Raw genomic sequence first — 17,053 nt, 5'->3', positions numbered from 1 at the left:
TGGAAAACCCTTCGTCAAAGACCAACGACACCCGGCAGGCCGGAGATATCGGCGATTTCGGTATAGCCGTAATAGGGGGTGGCCGGCTCATGGCCGCGATTGACCCAGACCTTGTTCTTGATGCCGAGATCGTGCGCGGACATCAAGTCATAGCGGAAGGACGAGGAGCAATGCAGGATGTCTTCCGGGCCGCAGCCCAGCATATCCAGCATGTATTCGAACGCCCTGAAGCGCGGCTTGTAGGCCTGAGCCTGCTCAGCCGTGTAGACTGCGTGGAACGGTGCACCGAGCTTCTCGACATTCGACATGATCTGCGAGTTCATGGCATTCGACAGGATCACCAGCGGAATTTCCTTTGCCACCTTGGCAAGGCCGGCGGGCACGTCCGCATGGGGCCCCCAGGTCGGAACGCGCTCGTAAACTGTCTTCGCGTCCTCTTCGCGGAAGTCGACGCCATTCGCCTTGCAGCTCCGCTCGACCGCGTTGTGCACGACCTCGGCATAGGGCTTCCAGGCGCCCATGATCTCGTCCAGCCGATAGGCGGCGAAATTGCGGATAAATTTCTGCATACGGGCTTCATCAAGCTGGTTGCCGTAGAGATCACGAGCGGCTTCCGCCATCTGGAAATTGATCAGCGTGCCGTAGCAGTCGAAGGTGATGTATTTCGGGCGGAAGGTGGCCATGTCGGGTCGTCCTTGGATGGATAGGGCAATCTGTGTTTCGTTGCCCCTATCATAGGCCTGAGACGGGAGGCGGGCTTGACCGAATTGATAGCCGCCTGAAGCAGAATGTTTCGTATGCGCTGCGCAGTTTGGCACAGTGTTGTCCTCGCTCTGTCGCTCAAGCCGCTTTTCCGGCGTGAATCGTCCCCCGACAAAACACGCGGCAGCATAAGATGCGGCAGACCACCCATGCTACGGCGAAAGATATTGCCCTCGAGCGTGCCTTCAGACGATCTGCCGGTCGCGATTGATTGAGACTTGGAGCAACGAAAAGGATGCTCCATGCGAACAGGCGCGATCGATCTGGTGGCTTTTGCCCCGCAACATATAGAGGAGGCCATAACCCTCTCCCGACAGGCGAAATGGCCGCACCGGTCCGAGGACTGGCATCTCGTTCTCGAGTTGAGCGCCGGCGCCGTCGCCTTGGACGATGAGGGCAAGGTCGCCGGTACGATCCTGATGACGCCCTATGGCAGCGATTGCGCGACGATCAGCATGGTGATCGTCGATGAATGCCTGCGGGGACGCGGCATCGGACGCAAGCTCATGGAAAAGGCATTCGCCCTTGCCGGCAACCGGCAGTTGCGGCTGATCGCAACGATGGAGGGACTGCCGCTCTACGAAAAGCTTGGCTTCGTCGCCTGTGGAACGATCGATCAGCATCAGGGGCGGGCGCATGAAGTCGCAGAACCCGCGGGCGTCGAACCGGCAAATGCTGGCGACCTGGTGGCGATCAAGGCGCTCGACGGCACCGCTTTCGGCGCTGATCGCAGCGCGCTCATCGACCTGCTGGCGCGAAACGGAGCATTCGCCGTAATCCGCAGAGGCGGAGCTGTTGTTGCCTATGCGGCTTGCCGCGCCTTCGGTCGGGGCGAGGTGATCGGACCGGTCGTCGCGGCAAACAAAGACGATGCAAAGGAACTGATCGCCTTCTTCACAGCCGGCCGAGCGGGCGCCTTCCTGCGCATCGACACGCAAAAGGACAGCGGGCTGTCGGGCTGGCTCACGGCAATCGGGCTTGCAAAGGTTGGTGGCGGCATCGTGATGGGCAAGCCGCCAAGCGAAAATCCGGAAGAACCTGCCACCAGAATTTTTGCTCTCGCCAATCAGGCGCTCGGATAATCCGGAGGACACCAATGCTTGCCAATTCGTTGATCGAACTCGACCGTGCCCATCTCATTCATCCCGTGGCATCCTATCGCGGCCATGAACGACTAGGCGTCCGCGTGCTGAAGTCCGCCAAGGGAGCGACGGTTACGGACCAAACCGGTCGTCAGCTTCTCGATGGTTTCGCCGGGCTCTGGTGTGTCAATGCCGGTTACGGACATGATAGCATTGTCGAGGCAGCCGCACGCCAGATGCGTGACCTGCCGTATGCGACGGCTTATTTCGATCTCGGTTCAGAACCGGCCATCCGGCTCGCTTCAGAACTTGCCGAACGCGCCCCAGGTGACCTGAACCATATCTATTTCACGCTTGGGGGATCGGATGCCGTCGACAGCACGATCCGGTTCATCCGCTATTACTGGCATGCCAAGGGGGAGCCGCAGCGCGACCAATTCATTTCCATCGAACAGGGATACCATGGCTCGTCGGTTGTCGGCGCCGGGCTGACGGCATTGCCCGCCTTTCACGCCGGTTTTGGCATTCCCTACGACTGGCAGCACAAGATCCCTTCTCCCTATCCGTACCGCAATCCGGTCGGCGAAAATCCGCAGGCGATCATCACCGCCTCGCTCGCAGCGCTGGAGGCCAAGATCAAAGAGATCGGCTCTGACCGGGTTGCGGCATTTTATGCCGAACCGATCCAAGGTTCGGGCGGCGTCATCGTTCCGCCGAAAGGCTGGATCAAGGCAATGCGCGATCTCTGCAAGCGGTACGACATATTGTTTGTCGCCGACGAGGTCATAACCGGCTTCGGCCGGACTGGTCCGCTGTTTGCCTGCTTTGAGGAAAACATCGTTCCCGACTTCATGACCACGGCCAAGGGACTGACGTCAGGCTATGTGCCGATGGGCGCCGTGTTCATGGCGAATCATGTTTACGAGGTGATTGCCGACGCCGCCGGCAATGCCGCCATCGGCCACGGCTACACCTATTCCGCACATCCAGTCAGCGCCGCCGTCGCGTTGGAAGTGCTGCGTCTTTATGAGAGCGGCATTCTTGAAAACGGCGTCAAGGCAGGCACGCGCCTGATGGCGGGACTGGAAGGCCTGCGGGATCATCCTCTGGTGGGGGATGTTCGCGGCCGTGGCATGCTCGCTGCCGTCGAGCTGGTGGTGGACAAGGCGAAGAAGACGCCGCTTCCTGCTGCGGCCATGGCGGCGCGCCGTATCTTCGACCGGGCCTGGGACAACGGCCTCGTCATCCGGGCGTTTGCGCATGGGGTCTTGGGATATGCGCCGCCGCTATGCTGCACATCCGACGAAATCGACGCAATCCTTGAGCGCACCCTAAAAACCCTCGATCAAACACTGGAAGATCCGGACGTGCGCCGGTCCTTGTCGTGACAGGATTGTTGGTCGGGCCGCGTCCTTTCGATATATCGCCGCAGCCGGCAATTTCGCAATTTTGTGCCGCAGCCAAATGCCATTTCGGCGAATCCAGTGCCGAAGAACTGCCAAACTGCCTTCAGAAACTGGTCGCAGTGGTGGCTTTCAAGGCTTTCGCGGATAAGCGATCACGACGCGCACTAGAATTTTATGCTGTGAGCCATTTGCAATCCAGCAGGACATGAAGGAGAGCGTGACTTGGCAAAGGATTTTCCGGCTTTCAAATATTTCACCTTTGATGTCGTCGGCACGCTGATCGACTTCGAAGGCGGTATCAAGGCTTGCCTTGATGCGATCGCGGTGGAAGCCGGTGTTTCCATCGACGGCGAAGAGGCGCTCACACTCTACCGCCAGGCGCGCTACAGCGACGATGCCGGCCTCTTTCCGGATGATCTGGTGCGCGTCTACATGGTCATCGCGCCGAAACTCGGCCTGCCAGCGAAAGAAGACTACGGGATACGGCTGCGCGATTCTGCCAAGAGCTGGAAAGGTTTTGCTGACAGTGCCGCAGCCCTTGCGGACCTCTCGAAAACGCACCGACTGATTGCGATGACCAATGCGCGCCGCTGGGCGCTCGAGCATTTCGAAAAGCAACTGGGCTCGCCATTTTATGCGACCTTTAGCGCCGACGACACTGGCACGGAAAAGCCTGATCCTGCCTTCTTCGAACACGTCTTCGAATTCGTGGGTGAGCAAGGCGGCAGCAAGGCCGACATCCTGCATGTCGCCCAGAGCCAGTATCACGATATCGGCATCTCGCGGCAACTCGGCCTGAACAACTGCTGGATCGAGCGCCGCCATGCGCAGAAAGGCTATGGTGGCACGATCGAGCCGGAGGATTTCACCGAGCCCGACTACCATTTTACGTCGATGGCGGATTTCGCCGCGGCCGTGAAGGAAAGCCTGACAAGCAGAACCTGAAACCAAGCCGGGAAAGCCTGCAAGCAAGATGGGCATCCCACCTAACCAACGGAAAAGGGGAATGACATGACCGACAGAATCACCAACTGGACCAAAGCCGACGATGCGATGGTCGAGAATGCCATCCGCCGCGGTGCGTCCCGACGCGACCTCCTCAAGATGATGCTGGCCGGCGGCATCGCCGCATCGGCCGGTGGTATCGTGCTTGGCCGTGCCTCGCAGGCCGTCGCCGCAACCCCGGTCACGGGCGGCGCCTTCAAGGCGGCCGGCTGGTCCTCTTCGACCGCCGATACGCTCGATCCCGCAAAAGCCTCGCTTTCGACCGATTATGTACGCTGCTGCTCGCTCTACAGTCGCCTGACCTTCCTCGACAAATCAGGTGCCCCACAAATGGAACTGGCCGAGAGCATCGAGAGCAAGGACGCCAAGACCTGGACTGTGAAGCTGCGCAAGGGCGTGACCTTCCATGACGGCAAGCCGCTGACGGCCGATGACGTCGTCTTCTCGCTGAAGCGCCATGTCGATCCGGCGGTCGGCTCGAAGGTCGCCAAGATCGCCGCGCAGATGACCGGCTTCAAGGCTGTCGACAAATCGACCGTCGAAATCACCCTCGCCGATCCCAATGCCGATCTGCCCACGATCCTTTCGTTGCATCATTTCATGATCGTGGCCGACGGCACGACGGATTTTTCCAAGGCGAATGGCACCGGCGCCTTCGTGCTCGAGGCGTTCGAGCCAGGTGTCCGCTCCATTGTGACCAAGAACAAGAACTACTGGAAGTCGGGCATGCCGTATCTCGACTCATTCGAATTCTTTGCCATCAGCGACGACAACGCTCGCGTGAACGCGCTTCTGTCCGGCGACATCAACCTTGCAGCCTCGATCAATCCGCGCGCCATGAAGCTGGTGGAAAGCCAGTCCGGTTTCGAACTGTCGAAGACCACGTCGGGCAACTACACCAACCTCAACATGCGGCTCGACATGGCACCGGGTGCCAAGAAGGATTTCGTCGCCGGCATGAAATACCTGGTCAACCGCGAGCAGATTGTCAAATCCGCTCTCCGCGGCCTTGGCGAGGTCGGCAACGACCAGCCTGTTTCGCCGGCGAACTTCTATCACGACAGCGATCTGAAGCCGAAGGCCTTCGACCCGGACAAGGCGAAGTTCCATTTCGACAAGGCCGGCGTTCTCGGCCAGTCGATCCCGGTCATCGCCTCCGATGCCGCCACCTCCTCGATCGATATGGCGATGATCATCCAGGCGGCCGGCGCCGATATCGGCATGAAGCTCGACGTCCAGCGCGTGCCCTCCGATGGTTATTGGGACAATTACTGGCTTAAGGCACCGATCCATTTCGGCAACATCAACCCGCGCCCGACGCCGGACATCCTCTTCTCGCTGCTTTATGCCTCGAACGCGCCCTGGAACGAAAGCCAGTATAAGTCGGAGAAGTTCGACAAGATGCTGGTCGAAGCCCGCGGTCTGCTCGACCAGGCCAAACGAAAGGAGATCTACAACCAGATGCAGGTGATGATAGCCGAGGAAGCCGGCACTATCATCCCGGCCTATATCTCCAACGTCGATGCGATTTCGAGCAAGGTAAAAGGTTTGGAGGCGAACCCGCTTGGTGGCATGATGGGCTATGCGCTCGCGGAGTATATCTGGCTCGCAGCCTGATGGAGCAATCAATCTGCCCCGGGGCGCTACGGCGCTCCCGGGGCGCGTTTTTCAGGCCGTGGACTGTTATCGCAGCGAGGAGCGCCATGATGAAATCCGAGGTTTCACATCTGATCCTGAACAGGCTTGTCATTGCGCTCATCACGCTTCTGATCGTCTCGTTTGCCGTGTTCTTCGCAACGAACCTGCTGCCTGGCGACACGGCCTCGATCCTGCTCGGACAGGCGGCCACGCCGGAAGCGGTTGCCGGTTTACGCAAGGCCATGCATTTGGATGACCCGGCGATCTTTCGCTTTCTGCGCTGGCTATTGGGCCTGGCAAAGGGCGATCTTGGCACATCCTATGCCAATGATATGCCCGTCGCCAAACTCATCGGCGGACGGCTCGTCAATACGATGGAACTTGCCGGCATCACAGCGCTGGTTTCGGTGCCGCTTGCGCTTGCACTCGGCATTAGCGCCGCCATGCTGCGCGGATCGTTCTACGATCGGATCGTGACGGTCGTCTCGATCGGTGTGATCTCCGTGCCCGAGTTCATGGTCGCGACATCGGCGGTTCTGGTCTTTGCCGTCTATCTCAAATGGCTACCGGCGCTTTCCTCCGTCAATGAAGCACACTCCCTGGCCGATCTGTTGAAAATCTACGCCATGCCGGTGATCACGCTGACCTTCGTCATTTCAGCCCAGATGATCCGCATGACGCGCGCAGCGGTGATCGAAACATTCAATACGCCCTATGTCGAAATGGCCCTTCTCAAAGGTGCGTCCCGCAGCCGGATGGTGCTCAAGCACGCGCTGCCGAACGCGCTCGGCCCGATCGTCAATGCGATCGCATTGTCGCTGTCTTATCTCGTCGGCGGCGTCATCATCGTCGAGACGATCTTCAATTATCCCGGAATCGCCAAGCTCATGGTCGATGCCGTCGCCACCCGCGATCTGCCGCTGATCCAAAGCTGTGCGATGATCTTCTGCCTCGGTTATCTGCTGCTGATCACGGCGGCCGATATTGTTGCCATTCTCTCCAATCCGAGGCTGCGATGAGCAAGACGATCGCCATTCATCCGCGTCTGTCGCTAGCAGGCTATAGCGTCACTCTGGTCGGGATCCTGGCCTTTCTCGTCATATTGGCCTGGACCGCGGTCGCGATCTTCGCACCGCTCATCATCCCCAATCCAGTGGGCGAGATCGTCGATACCGACTATTTCGGGCCCATGAGCAAAGTGCTTTGGCTGGGCTCGGACTATCTTGGGCGCGACATGCTTTCGCGCCTGCTGATGGGCGCGCGCTACACGGTTGGCATCTCCCTTGCGGCCGTCTCGATCGCCTGCTTCACCGGCGTTGTCCTCGGAATGATCGCGGCTGTCGCTGCAGGATGGCTGGACGCGGGTCTCAGTCGGTTCCTCGATGCGATGAACTCGATCCCGAGCAAGCTTTTCGGGCTGGTGGTCGTGGCCGCGGTGGGCTCATCCATACCCGTGCTGATCCTCACATTGGCCGTCATCTACATTCCCGGCGCCTACCGCTTTGCCCGTGCGCTCGCCGTCAATGTCAATACAATGGACTTCATGACCGTTGCCCGCATTCGCGGCGAAAGCCTTCCCTATTTGATTGGGTCGGAAATTCTCCCCAACATCATCCGTCCGGTGCTCGCGGATTTCGGCCTGCGCTTCGTCTTCATCGTACTGTTGCTTTCCGGCCTTTCCTTCCTCGGCCTCGGGCTGCAGCCGCCTTATGCCGATTGGGGGGCGCTAGTGCGCGAGAATATCGGCGGCCTGCCCTTCGGTGCGCCGGCAGTCATCGTGCCCTCGTTTGCGATCGCAAGCCTGACCATCAGCGTCAACCTGCTGATCGACAACCTGCCTCAGAAGATCATAGACCGGAGCACGTGAGGATGGCCAACCTCGTCGAAATCAAAAATCTCAGCGTCGAGGCGAGGACCGATGCCGGACGGCGTGTGGAAATCATCAAGGACGTCAGCCTGGAGATCGCCGAAGGCGAGATCGTTGCGCTGATTGGTGAGAGCGGTTCCGGCAAGACGACGATTGCGCTTACCCTGATGGGGCACGCCCGCCCGGGATGCCGCATCTCCGGCGGCCAGGTCTGGCTCGACGGGAAGGACATGGCGGCCATGCCCGAACGGGAGCGCGCCAGATACCGCGGCACCGAGGTCGCCTATGTACCGCAGAGTGCGGCGGCAGCCTTCAATCCGTCGACCCCGATCATGGAACAGGTGATCGAGGTCACCCGTATCCACGGGCTGATGGCGCCGGAAAAGGCGCGCGAGCGTGCCGTCCAGTTGTTCAGGGCGCTGTCATTGCCCAATCCCGAGACGATCGGCGACCGCTATCCGCATCAGGTCTCCGGCGGCCAGTTGCAGCGTCTTGCCGCCGCCATGGCGCTGATTGGTGATCCCAGGCTGGTGGTCTTCGACGAGCCGACGACCGCGCTCGACGTGACGACCCAGATCGATGTCCTGAAAGCCTTCAAGAGCGTCATGCGCGCCGGTGGCATAGCCGGCGTCTATGTCTCGCATGATCTTGCCGTCGTGGCGCAGATCGCCGACCGCATCGCCGTCCTCAAGGGCGGCCAGGTGCAGGAGACCGGCGCGACCTCGCAAATCCTGACCGCCGCAACGCATCCCTATACTCAGGAATTGCTGGCTGCTTTCGAGCCGAAACGACGCTCAGCCGCCAAACAGGATGCGGCAGGGGCCGCACCCTTGCTGCAGATCAGCGGTTTGGTTGCCGGCTACGGCCAGATTCAGTCGGACGGCCGGCCCGCTGTCTGCGCCGTCCAGTCCGTGAGCCTCATGGTGGAAAAGGGCCGCAACCTCGGCATCATCGGCGAATCCGGCTGCGGAAAATCGACGCTTGCGCGCACGATCGCCGGCATATTGCCGGCGGCGGCCGGCGACATAACTTTCGCTGGCCAGGAATTGGCCCGGGCTGCACGCGGCAGAACGCGCGACCAGCTGCGTCAATTGCAGATCGTCTTCCAATATGCAGACACCGCACTCAATCCGGCCAAACCGATCGAGGAAATCCTCGGTCGGCCGCTCACCTTCTACCATGGCATGGATCGCAAGGCACGGGACGCCCGCATCGATCAACTGATGGATATGGTCCGGCTGCCACGAGAACTGCGCTACCGGCATCCAGCGGAACTGTCCGGTGGCCAGAAGCAGCGCGTGAATTTCGCGCGCGCCTTGGCCGCCGAGCCGAAGCTGATCATCTGCGATGAGATCACTTCTGCGCTTGATACCGTGGTGGCCTCAGCTGTCATTGAGCTTCTAAAAGAATTGCAACGCGAACTGGAACTTTCCTACATCTTCATCAGCCATGATCTTTCGGTGGTCGAGTCGATCTGCGATGAGATCATGGTCATGTATGCCGGCAGCAAGGTCGAGCAGTTGACGCCAGAAAAAACGAAGGCACCACAGCATCCCTATTCGCAACTCTTGTTCTCGTCCGTGCCGAAACTGGATCCGACGTGGCTGGACAATCTCGTCCTTGATCCGGTGCTGGTCGGCGATTACGGCCACCGCTGAAGCAATCGGCAATCTTGGCTGATACGCGTTTCAGGCCGGAAACAGACTGGTCAGCGGCATATGCGCCTTGACGATCGGGGACTTCAGCACGACGAAGCTGAAATATTTGTCGATGCCGATATCCATGTCGGTCAGGCGTTCCATGATCGTTTGGTATTCGCCGATGCCGGCGGTGACGAACTTGATCAGATAGTCATATCCACCGGACACAAGGTGGCATTCGATCACCTGGTCGATCTTCTCGACCACCGACAGGAACCGCGCGAAATCCAACTGGCGGTGGTTCTTCAGCGTGATCTCGGTGAAAACCGTCAGCATCTGGCCGAGTTTTGCGAGATTGATCTGCGCCGAATAGCCCGAAATATAGCCCTCAGCCTGCAGCTTCTTTACGCGCATCAGGCACGGGCTCGGCGACAGATTGACCAGTTCGGCCAATTCCACATTGGTGATGCGGCCGTTCTTCTGCAGTTCGTGCAGGATTTTGATGTCGATCCGGTCGAGCTTCGTCATGGCAGATTCGCCTTGGGTTGGATTTCGTATTCAGACCACAGCACAAAATGCTGCAACTCACGCTTCTAACACTAACATATCCCCGCAGCGCGTCCATTCGATGCCAAATTCACAAATGAAGCATAAAGGTTTGATTGCGCCGACCTACTCGGCACAAAATGCCGAGCCTTACAATTCTCCGGCAACGTTCACGGCAAGAAATCAGTAGATTGAAGCCATCGCTGGAGAACACCGATGCCCGCACCGCTGCTGCATATCGAAACATCGACCGAACTGCCGAAAACCGCCGATGTGGTGGTGATCGGCGGCGGCATTGTCGGGGTTTTCGCAGCATATTATCTCGCGAAAGCCGGCGTACAGGTCGTGCTCGTCGAAAAGGGCAAGGTCGGCGCAGAACAATCGAGCCGGAACTGGGGCTGGTGCCGCCAGCAGAACCGCGACGCCCGCGAACTGCCGATCGCGACCAAGAGCCTCGACCTTTGGGAGCAATTTTGTGCCGAGACCGGCGAGGATACGGGCTTCCGCCGCTGCGGCCTGCTCTACCTCTCAAACAATGACGAAGAACTTTCCGGCTGGGCACGCTGGCGAGATTTCGCCCGAACCGTTGGCGTGACGACGCACATGCTGTCATCGAAGGAGGCAACTGAACGCGCAAGGGCGACCGGACGCAGCTGGAAAGGCGGCGTTTTCTCGCCTTCGGATGGGATTGCCGATCCATCGCGTGCAGCCCCCGTCGTCGCGCGGGCGATACAGAAGGCTGGCGGTATTGTCCTTGAGAACTGTGCCGCCCGCGGCATCGAGACGAGCGGTGGCCGCCTGAGTGGCGTTGTCACCGAGAATGGCACGATCCGGACAAGATTTGCCGTTCTGGCCGGCGGCGCGTGGGCGTCATCCTTCTGCAACAATTTTGGCATCCGTTTTCCACAGGCCTCGGTCCGCTCTTCCATTGTTTCGGTGGGACCAGGTGCCACGGGTTTGCCGGATGCCTTGCATACGGCGGACGTTTCCGCGACACGGCGCGGTGACGGCGGCTATACCCTGGCAATCAGCGGCCGCGCGCGCGTCGATGTCACACCCCAGCAGATTCGTTTTGCCACGCATTTTGTGCCGATGTTTGCGCGCCGATGGAAAAATTTGGCGCCCGGCGGCTTCGAAGGCTGGCGCTCAGGTCATGAGACGCTGTCAAGGTGGCGACTGGACGAGAAAACACCGATGGAGTGGATGCGTATCCTCGATCCGGCGGTCGACATGACCGCCGTTAAGGAAATCCTGCATAGGGCAACCGCTTTGCTGCCGGCACTGAAAGGAACCGCGGTCACCGCGAAATGGGCGGGCTATGTGGACAGCACGCCGGACGGGGTGCCGGCCATCGGCGAAGTGACCGGCATACCGGGTTTTATCCTCGCTGCAGGGTTCAGCGGACATGGCTTCGGCATCGGCCCCGGCGCCGGCTATCTCATCGCCGATCTCGTCACCGGCGCCACCCCGATCGTCGACCCGGTCCCCTATCGGCCCGAAAGGCTTGCCACCTCAGCATGGGGCAGGGTCGCCGACTTCTAGACTTCTCGCCGTCAAACGCGCGTCCCGTCACTGGAGATACCGATGCAGCACACAAGGCAATTTTATATCGGCGGTGAATGGGTGGAGCCCTTGAGCTCTGACGTGCTTGATGTCGTGGACCCCTCCACGGAAGAGGCCTTCACCACCATCGCGATGGGAGCTGCGGCGGATGCAGAGCGGGCAATTCAGGCTGCCAGGGCAGCCTTTCCGTCCTATGCGGCGACCAGTCGGGCCGAGCGTCTCGCGCTGCTGCTGCGCATCACTGATATCCTCAGGGAGAAGAACGACGCGCTCGGAGACATCATCTCGCAAGAAATGGGCGCGCCGAGAGCCATGGCGCGGCGGGAGCAGGCCAGCCTGGGTGTCGCGCATTTCGAACAGACGATCCGGGCGATGGAGAGGTTCGATTTCGAATATATGCAAGGCTCCACCCGCATCGTCCACGAGCCTATCGGCGTCGTCGGGCTGATCACGCCGTGGAACTGGCCGATCAACCAGATCGCCAGCAAGGTCGCCCCGGCGCTGGCGACGGGATGCACCATGGTGCTGAAGCCGTCGGAACTCGCCCCGCTCAACGCGATCGCTTTCGCTGCGATCCTGCATGAGGCCGGCGTTCCGCCCGGGGTGTTCAATCTCGTCAATGGCGACGGCCCGACCGTCGGCGCCGTCCTTGCCAGCCACCCCGACATCGACATGGTTTCCTTCACCGGCTCGACCCGCGCCGGCATCGCCGTTGCCCAGGCTGCCGCCCCCACGGTCAAGCGCGTTCACCAGGAGCTTGGCGGCAAATCGCCGAATATCCTCTTGCGTAGCGCCGACCTTGTTTCGGCGGTCAGCACCGGCGTTCGCCGCTGCTTTGCCAATTCTGGACAATCGTGCAATGCGCCGACCCGGATGCTCGTCCCCGCCGAGCGGATGGATGAGGCGGTTCGTATTGCCGCGGCGACGGCCGCGACAGTCGTGGTCGGCAGACCAGCCGACCCCACGACCGATATCGGGCCGGTGGTCAGCCAGCTTCAATTTAACAAGATCCAGGCGATGATCAGCAAGGGAATAGCAGAGGGGGCGGACCTCGTTGAAGGCGGGCTCGGCCGTCCAGAGCAGCTGGACAAGGGCTTTTACGTCCGCCCGACGGTGTTTGCGAGGGTCGCGAACGACATGACGATCGCCCAAGAAGAGATGTTCGGACCGGTGCTGACAATCCTCGGATACAGCACCGAGGAACAAGCCGTCGCGATCGCCAATGATACGCCTTACGGTCTCGCAGCCTACATACAAGGAGATCTTGAGGAGGCGCGCAACCTCTCCCGCAAGCTCCAGTCCGGTACCGTCAGGCTCAACACGTCCTCATGGGACGGCGCAGCCCCCTTCGGCGGCTACAAGCAATCCGGCAACGGCCGCGAATACGGGAAATTCGGGCTGGAGGCCTTTACCGAAATCAAGGCTATTGTCGGCTTCGCCGATCCGAACTAACTCCAGCTCATGACATGCCATACGGCGATTCTCGGGATCTCTTTGTGCCTCTCTTCTATGTCTTGATCATGCGGCTAACTTCCATGCTGGGTGGCCGCCACAAGTCAGAACCGAACGCAGGTTGGGATGCAGTGACGGCTTCGCAATAGTGTGATGCAACAATTCTGGCACACTCTGCGCCGTGGGAGCGCGCCGTCCGCCATATCTCATAAACCCTTCGGCCTCAATTAGGCGCGATGCGGTCGCCGGCTGCGATTGACGTCGATGGTCGTGTGCCAGAACACGGCACCAAGAATGATCACGCCACCAAAATAGGTGGCGACGGGCGGCTGTTCGGAAAACAGCAGCCAGACCCAGAAGGGCGTGAGCACGATTTCCATCGTGCCGATCAGCGCCGCTTCCGCCGGCTGCATCCGCTTTGCCCCGGCAAGGAAGAGCACCAGCGCGAGAGGGAAATTGGTCGCGCCGAAAGCGGCAAGAACGATCCAGTTGCTCAGATCAAGCGAGCCGACGGAACCGAACGGCGCAAAGATGCCAAGGGTCAGGAAGGCGCTGACGATGGTCGGCGGCAGGCTCGGCACGTCGGGATCGATGCGGGGGATGATGATGACGAGCGCGAAGGACGCAGTCATGCCGAGCGCCAGAAGATCGCCCCAACCCGTGCCGCCGCCGATCGACGAGGCGACAATGACCGCGACACCAATCAGCGAGATGCCGCCAGCAATCAACGTTCGCCTGGCAACCCTCTCCTTGAGGATGAGCCAGCCGAGCAGGGCTGCGATGAATGGCGTCGTCGCATAGATCATCGTCACATTGGCGACGGTGGTCATGTAAAGCGCCCCGATGAAGCATCCCTGACTGAAAGTCTGGCATGCGATCATGGCAAGACCGGACGGATGGAAAACGGAACGCCATTGCCGCCGTGAAATACCCCCTTCGAGGAAAAGACAGGGGATCAGCAGGAACAGTCCGCCGAACAACGACCGCCAGGCGATCGCCGTCCATACGTCGGTCGTCAGGAGCCGCGAGTAGACACCGCTCGCGCTCCAGGCAAGCGTCGCGGCAACGATGAGAAGCACACCCTTCCCGTGCTCGCTGCCTGCGAGGCGTCTGGCCGGATTTTCAATGGTCACGCAGATATTCTCAAAGAAGGAAGTCGAACGCGGTTCCTTTCTGCGCCACGGGTTGATATTAGACAAACGAATAGTTGAGATAGCTATCATCGATTTTTTCCATGGCTACTTTATGCGCGAACCAATCGAAAGCGACTTATTGAGAACTTTTCTGGTAGTCGCCGAGACGTCCAATTTCTCCGCGGCTGCCCAGCGCATCGGGCGGACGCAGTCGGCCATCAGCACGCAGATCAAGAGGCTCGAGGAGACGATCGGCGAAACTCTCTTCGAGCGCGGCGCGCGCGGCGTGCTCTTGACGCGCCAGGGCATACAGCTCGTGCCTTATGCCCGCAGGATCATCGACCTCCTGAGCGAGGCCGCCGCGACGATCCGCAGCAAGCCGCTGGACGGGCCAGTCAGGATCGGAATTCCCGAGGAATACAGCCAAACGGTGCTGCCGGCGGCACTTGCGGCTTTCGCCGTACGCCACCCGGCCGTCGAGGTCACTGTTTCCTGCGACTATACAGTGCGCAACATTGCCGCCTTGGAGCGCGACGAGCTTGATCTGGCCGTCGTTTTCGACTGGAGCGACCAGACGAAAGGCGAGGTCCTGTGCATCGATCCGACCGTCTGGGTCACATCCGTGGTCCATAGGCTGCACGACATCGATCCCTTGCCGATTGCAATCTATCGCAACTCCACCTGGTCACGCGATTTTGCGCTGCGGTCGCTGGAGCAGCTGGGCCGCAACTACCGGATCGCATTCATCGCCGACACGGGCTCAGGGCTTAAGAACGCGGTGACCGCCGGCCTTGCCGTCACCACGCTTTCCCGCAGCAACATTCCGCCCGGCTGCAGGGAGCTGACCGCCGACGACGGTTTCCCGCCGGTCGATTCCTCCAAGGTCGTGCTGCGCCGGAGCACCTTTCGCTCGAGCGAGGCCGTGCGGGAACTGGCCGAAATGGTGCGGGACGCGTTTCAGCCTATGTCGGCGATGACGTGATGCGGCGACGCAATCGGCGCCGGGTCTCGGATGGGCTCTCGGAAAAACTCGTCCGGTAGCTTCTCGCAAAGGCTGAGGCCGAGTTGAAGCCGGTCGCCGCCGCGATATCGGCGAAGGAGGCCGTCGTCTCGATCACCTTGCGGCGCGCCGCATTCAAACGCAGCGCGAGATAGTGGACATGCGGCGGCGCGCCGATAGCCTGCTGGAACAGATCTTGCAGATGCCTGGCGCTGATGCCCACCCTGCGGGCCAGCCGCGCGAGAACGAGAGGCTGCTCGATATGCTCCTCCATCAATCGTACCGCCTGCGTTACCCGGGGATCGTGCATGCGCAGTCCCGCAGGGGCTGCCGAAAGCTGTTCGTCGGCATGGAAGGAAGGCTGCTCGTAACGGAACAGCCGGCTGACTTCGAGCGCCAGCGAATAACCCTGTCGTTGCCTGATCACCTCCAGCATCAGGTCCACGGTTGGGAGCGAACCCGATGTCGTCAGCCGCTTGCCGTCGATGACGAAACGATCCTTGACCGCCCGCACCTGCGGATAGGCCATGGCAAAATCCTCGTAGTCCTCCCAGTGGACGGTGGCCGGCAGTCCGTCGAGCAGGCTTGCCTCCGCCAGCAGCCATGTGCCGGACTCGATACCGGCAATCATTTTGCGGTAACGCGCAGCCTGGGAGAGCTGCATCTTGAGCACCTGTGTCGCGCTTCGACGCCAGTTGTAACTGGCAAGTACGAAGAGCGGCGCGTCCTCGGTCGTCGCCCGAAAGGCGCCCTGCGTGGGCACGGCGATGTTGCTCGTGGTCGGGACCGGCGCTCCGTCCGGCGTCAGGAGCCGCCAACGATAGAGTTCACCGCCTGAAATGCGGTTGGCGCCGCGCAACGGCTCGATGACCGACGCGATCAGGATCAGGTTCGTATCCGGCAGGACGAGAAGGTCGATATCGAGCCGTTGCGTGGATCGCTGCAGCAAAACCACCTCCCAATGATTCTGATAATGTATCGCTTGGTTCCGAGATTGCAAAGCATCTCCATTCATCCTGTCGCGTAATGCGGACAAGACAGGAGAACGACACCATGCCTCTTGCGATGAACCGCGATGTCTTCATTACCTGCGCCGTTACCGGCGCCGGCGATACGGTTTCCAGATCCAGTCGCGTGCCGATCACTCCCAAGCAGATCGCCGAATCCGCCATCGACGCAGCAAAGGCTGGTGCCGCGGTCGTTCACTGCCACGTCCGCGATCCGGAAACGGGCGCCGCCAGCCGCCGAAACGAACTTTACAAGGAGGTCACCGACCGCATCCGCTCGGCGGATATCGACGTCGTCCTCAATCTCACCGCCGGCATGGGCGGGGACCTGATTTTCGGCGATGTCGAAACTCCCCTTCCCCTCAATCCGAAAGGCACTGACATGGCGGGCGCCAGCGAGCGCGTCAGCCACGTCGCCGAATGCCTGCCGGAAATCTGCACGCTCGACTGCGGCACGATGAATTTCAATCTCGGCGACTATGTCATGACCAACACGCCGGCCATGCTGCGTGCCATGGCGAGGAAGATGACGGAACTCGGCGTGCGGCCGGAGATCGAGGCCTTCGACACCGGCCATCTCTGGTTTGCCAAGCAGCTTGCCGAGGAAGGTCTGATCGAAGATCCGGTGCTCATCCAGCTGTGCATGGGCATTCCTTGGGGCGCGCCAGACGATCTCAACACGTTCATGGCGATGGTCAACAACGTACCGGAGAGCTGGACCTTTTCGGCCTTTTCGATCGGTCGCAGCGCCATGGCCTATCCGGCGGCGGCCGTTCTGGCAGGCGGCAACGTACGTGTCGGGCTCGAGGACAATCTCTTCGTCGGCAAGGGCCAGCTCGCCACCAATGCACAACTCGTCGAAAAGGCTGCACAGGTGGTCGAAGGCATGGGTGCGCGGATCATCGGTCCGCAAGATGTCCGCAAGAAACTCAAACTGACGAAGCGCTGAGGA

At 60.5% G+C, this 17,053-nt stretch carries 15 protein-coding genes; 11 read left to right on the top strand and 4 right to left on the bottom strand.

Features of this window, described 5'->3' with window-relative positions:
* Window positions 1-14: 14 nt before the first annotated feature.
* Window positions 15-683, bottom strand: a complete 669-nt coding sequence (locus tag NBG89_RS21020) for a haloacid dehalogenase type II (RefSeq protein WP_431324060.1) — start codon at window positions 681-683, stop codon at window positions 15-17.
* A gap of 321 nt (window positions 684-1,004) precedes the next feature.
* On the opposite strand from NBG89_RS21020, the gene NBG89_RS21015 reads away from it, so the two are divergent.
* The 7 genes from NBG89_RS21015 (at window position 1,005) to NBG89_RS20985 (ending at window position 9,418) form a co-directional block, all read left to right on the top strand.
* Entirely contained in the window at window positions 1,005-1,844 is an 840-nt protein-coding gene (locus NBG89_RS21015) for a GNAT family N-acetyltransferase (RefSeq protein WP_431324059.1), read from the top strand.
* 14 nt (window positions 1,845-1,858) lie between these two features.
* Entirely contained in the window at window positions 1,859-3,232 is a 1,374-nt protein-coding gene (locus NBG89_RS21010) for an aspartate aminotransferase family protein (protein ID WP_431324058.1), read from the top strand.
* Window positions 3,233-3,472: 240 nt separating this feature from the next.
* Entirely contained in the window at window positions 3,473-4,195 is a 723-nt protein-coding gene (locus NBG89_RS21005; RefSeq protein ID WP_431324057.1) for an HAD-IA family hydrolase, read from the top strand.
* Between the two features lie 66 nt (window positions 4,196-4,261).
* On the top strand, window positions 4,262-5,872 hold the full coding sequence (locus tag NBG89_RS21000; protein ID WP_431324056.1) for an ABC transporter substrate-binding protein: 1,611 nt from the start codon (window positions 4,262-4,264) through the stop codon (window positions 5,870-5,872).
* Between the two features lie 89 nt (window positions 5,873-5,961).
* A complete protein-coding gene (locus NBG89_RS20995) occupies window positions 5,962-6,912 on the top strand; it encodes an ABC transporter permease (protein WP_431324594.1) in 951 nt (316 codons plus the stop codon).
* Entirely contained in the window at window positions 6,909-7,760 is an 852-nt protein-coding gene (locus NBG89_RS20990) for an ABC transporter permease (RefSeq protein WP_431324055.1), read from the top strand. The genes NBG89_RS20995 and NBG89_RS20990 overlap by 4 nt, the downstream gene beginning before the upstream one ends.
* Before the next feature lie 2 nt (window positions 7,761-7,762).
* Complete coding sequence (locus NBG89_RS20985) at window positions 7,763-9,418, top strand: ABC transporter ATP-binding protein (protein WP_431324054.1); 1,656 nt, start codon at window positions 7,763-7,765, stop codon at window positions 9,416-9,418.
* Between the two features lie 30 nt (window positions 9,419-9,448).
* Here the strand turns inward: NBG89_RS20985 and NBG89_RS20980 are convergent, their stop codons facing one another.
* A complete protein-coding gene (locus tag NBG89_RS20980; RefSeq protein WP_431324053.1) occupies window positions 9,449-9,928 on the bottom strand; it encodes an Lrp/AsnC family transcriptional regulator in 480 nt (159 codons plus the stop codon).
* Between the two features lie 234 nt (window positions 9,929-10,162).
* Here NBG89_RS20980 and NBG89_RS20975 point away from each other — a divergent pair, with 234 nt between their 5' ends.
* Both NBG89_RS20975 and NBG89_RS20970 read left to right on the top strand, forming a co-directional pair.
* The gene (locus NBG89_RS20975) at window positions 10,163-11,488 is read left to right on the top strand and encodes an NAD(P)/FAD-dependent oxidoreductase (RefSeq protein ID WP_431324052.1); all 1,326 of its coding nucleotides are present in this window, start codon (window positions 10,163-10,165) and stop codon (window positions 11,486-11,488) included.
* 42 nt (window positions 11,489-11,530) lie between these two features.
* Entirely contained in the window at window positions 11,531-12,961 is a 1,431-nt protein-coding gene (locus NBG89_RS20970) for an aldehyde dehydrogenase family protein (RefSeq protein ID WP_431324051.1), read from the top strand.
* A 227-nt stretch (window positions 12,962-13,188) separates the two neighbouring features.
* Here the strand turns inward: NBG89_RS20970 and NBG89_RS20965 are convergent, their stop codons facing one another.
* Window positions 13,189-14,094 carry a DMT family transporter gene (locus NBG89_RS20965; protein ID WP_431324050.1) on the bottom strand — a complete coding sequence of 302 codons (906 nt, stop codon included), beginning with the start codon at window positions 14,092-14,094 and terminating at the stop codon, window positions 13,189-13,191.
* Window positions 14,095-14,206: 112 nt separating this feature from the next.
* Between NBG89_RS20965 and NBG89_RS20960 the strand changes: the two genes are divergently transcribed.
* Window positions 14,207-15,076 (top strand): LysR substrate-binding domain-containing protein, encoded by an 870-nt coding sequence (locus NBG89_RS20960; RefSeq protein WP_431324049.1) that lies wholly within the window; start codon window positions 14,207-14,209, stop codon window positions 15,074-15,076.
* Here NBG89_RS20960 and NBG89_RS20955 read toward each other — a convergent pair.
* Window positions 15,057-16,109: a GlxA family transcriptional regulator gene (locus NBG89_RS20955; RefSeq protein ID WP_431324048.1), complete on the bottom strand. Its 1,053-nt coding sequence runs from the start codon at window positions 16,107-16,109 to the stop codon at window positions 15,057-15,059. The two genes, NBG89_RS20960 and NBG89_RS20955, sit on opposite strands and share 20 nt — an antisense overlap.
* A 38-nt stretch (window positions 16,110-16,147) precedes the next feature.
* Here NBG89_RS20955 and NBG89_RS20950 point away from each other — a divergent pair, with 38 nt between their 5' ends.
* On the top strand, window positions 16,148-17,050 hold the full coding sequence (locus NBG89_RS20950) for a 3-keto-5-aminohexanoate cleavage protein (RefSeq protein ID WP_431324047.1): 903 nt from the start codon (window positions 16,148-16,150) through the stop codon (window positions 17,048-17,050).
* Window positions 17,051-17,053: the final 3 nt, after the last annotated feature.

The organism is Rhizobium sp. YTU87027, assembly GCF_050644135.1.
In the GTDB taxonomy this organism is placed as follows: Bacteria; Pseudomonadota; Alphaproteobacteria; order Rhizobiales; family Rhizobiaceae; genus Rhizobium.
Note: the sequence above shows the minus strand (reverse complement) of the source record. Positions and strands in the feature narration are given on the sequence as shown.